Annotated in this window: 3 protein-coding genes; all 3 read right to left on the bottom strand. The window is 52.0% G+C overall.

Features of this window, described 5'->3' with window-relative positions:
* Window positions 1-749: type I methionyl aminopeptidase (map, locus tag ACR0P9_RS10975; protein ID WP_432620085.1), on the bottom strand; the 749-nt coding region annotated here is incomplete at its 3' end.
* Window positions 750-754: 5 nt separating this feature from the next.
* Window positions 755-1390, bottom strand: a complete 636-nt coding sequence (locus ACR0P9_RS10970; protein ID WP_432620083.1) for an adenylate kinase — start codon at window positions 1388-1390, stop codon at window positions 755-757.
* A 63-nt stretch (window positions 1391-1453) separates the two neighbouring features.
* Window positions 1454-2440 (bottom strand): preprotein translocase subunit SecY (secY, locus tag ACR0P9_RS10965; protein ID WP_432620081.1); only part of this gene is annotated, 987 nt, incomplete at its 5' end.

The following is a 2440-nucleotide window of genomic DNA, read 5'->3' as shown; positions in this document are numbered from 1 at the left end:
GTAGGGAAGGTCAGAATGACCGGATCTCCCTCGGTGATTGCGATAGAATTCTCGTAGTGCGCAGACAGCTTGCCGTCTGCCGTCTTGACGGTCCAACCGTCCGGCAGGACATTTACTGCATACGTTCCTACATTTACCATAGGCTCAATGGCTAAGGTCATTCCCGGCTGAAGCCGCACGCCGTGTCCCGGACGGCCGAAATTCGGAACCTCCGGATCTTCATGCAGATTCGCGCCTACGCCGTGTCCGACATAATCGCGCACGAGAGAGAATCCCTGTGCCTCGACATACGTCTGGATAGCGTTGGAAATGTCTGATATACGATTACCCTTGCGGGCAAACTTGATGCCCTCATAGAAACTCTGTCGGGTCACTTCGATGAGCTTTCTTGCCTCTTCCGACACCTCTCCGCAAGGAATGGTGCAGGCACAGTCGCCATGGAAGCCGTTGATATAGGCACCAACGTCCACTTTGACAATATCTCCCTCGTGAATGACACGGGAACGCGAGGGGATGCCATGGATCACTTCATCGTTGATCGAAACACAGGCACTGCCCGGAAATCCGCCATAGCCAAGAAAAGACGGCTTTGCACCGGCTTTTTCTATCGTTTTCCGAACAATCTTATCGATTTCACCTGTGGTGACCCCCGGCCGGACAGCACGAGCCGCAGCGGCTCGTGCCGCTGCGGTGATTCGTCCTGCCTGACGCATTAATTCCAATTCTTTATTGGATTTAAGTCTAATCATCTCGTTTAAATCTCCAGTGCTTCGCAGGCGAGCTTCTTGGTCTTCTCAAAATCGTTGTCGATTTCGATGCTCTTGAGCTTGCCCAGGTTCGCATAGAAGCCCTTTACCGGCTCGGTCTGTTCATGGTAGGTCTTCAGACGAGCAAGTACGGTTTCCGGAGCGTCGTCCTTACGGATAACGAGCTGGTCGCCGCAGCTGTCGCAGATGCCTTCCTTCTTCGGAGCCATAGCTTCACTGTTGACATTATAGGTTGCACCACAAGACAGGCATACACGTCTGCCGCTCATGCGGTTGACGATGGTCTCGTCCGGAATTTCCAGAGAGAGTGCGCAGTCCATCGGAACGACCTTTTCCAAAGCCTCAGCCTGCGGAATGTTGCGCGGGAATCCGTCCAGAATGCAGCCATTTGCGCAGTCGTCCTGTGCAAGACGGTCCTTGATGAGGCCGATAACGACTTCATCCGGTACCAGTTCGCCGGCATCCATGTACTTCTTTGCGCTCATACCGAGCTCAGTCTGATTCTTGATGGCTTCACGGAGCATATTGCCGGTGGATACAGACGGAATACCCATCTTTTCGATGAGATATGCTGCCAGAGTACCCTTACCAGCGCCCGGTGCGCCCAGTAAAACGAGTTTCATGTTTCGATCTCCTCTATTATAACCGCTGATTCCTTAAATTGCAAGCAAAATTTTCACCAAATTTTACTCAAGGAATCCCTTATAATTTCTCATCATGAGCTGACTCTCCAGCTGACGAACCGTCTCAAGAGCAACGCCGACAACGATCAGTACCGAAGTACCGCCCAGTGCCACATTGTTCAGGCTGGAATTGAGTGCGCCTACGACCAGCGGAACGCCGGCTACAATGCTCAAGAAAATTGCACCGAGGAAGGTAACCTTTCCAAGAGCCTTGCTGATGAAATCCGATGTCGGCCGACCCGGACGGAAGCCCGGAATGAAGCCGCCGTTTTTCTTCAGGTTGTTCGCAATCTCAATCGGATTGAACTGAATCGCAGCGTAGAAATAGCTGAACATGAAGATCAATGCGATGTACACAATGATGTAAAACGGATTGGTGGTTTCAAACAGATTGAAGATGAAGGAGGCAACGCCGCCTGCCTTCACATTTGTCATCATCTTGATCGTAGACGGCAGAGACATGATAGAAGCTGCAAAGATGATCGGCATAACGCCGGATGCATTGACCTTGATTGGCAGATGCGTGGACTGACCGCCGTACATCTTTCGACCAACAACGCGCTTTGCATACTGAATCGGGATTCTGCGCTCTGCATCGGAGATGAATACAACAAATACTACGATAGCGAGTGCTACGATGATGGTCAGTGCAGCTACGAAGTAGCTTACGCCGCCGTCGCGAACCAGCTCAACCAGCGTAGATGCCATTGCCGGACCTCTGGAAACGATGCCTGCGAAAAGCAGGATGCTGATACCGTTGCCGACACCGTTCTTGGTGATCTGCTCGCCCATGTACATGATGAGCGCGGTACCTGCGGTAAAGGTCAGAACAATGACGAGTCCGTGCCAGAAGTCTGTCTGAGCAATCAGGTTGTTGCTTCTGAGCAGGACATAATAAGAGTAGCCCTGGAGAAGACCCAGCGCAACACCCAGATAACGGGTGATGGCTGAAATCTTCTTCTGGCCTTCCTCGCCTTCCTCACGAACCAT

The organism is Butyricicoccus sp., from assembly GCF_050872565.1.
Classification (GTDB): Bacteria; Bacillota; Clostridia; order Oscillospirales; family Butyricicoccaceae; genus Butyricicoccus_A.
The sequence above is the reverse complement of the archived record's forward strand: the minus strand, read 5'-3'. Positions and strand labels throughout refer to the sequence as shown.

What these genes read in the sequence shown, in the direction of transcription:
- ACR0P9_RS10970 (WP_432620083.1), bottom strand. Translation starts at nt 1,390, where the DNA reads ATGAAACTCGTTTTACTGGGCGCACCGGGCGCTGGTAAGGGTACTCTG.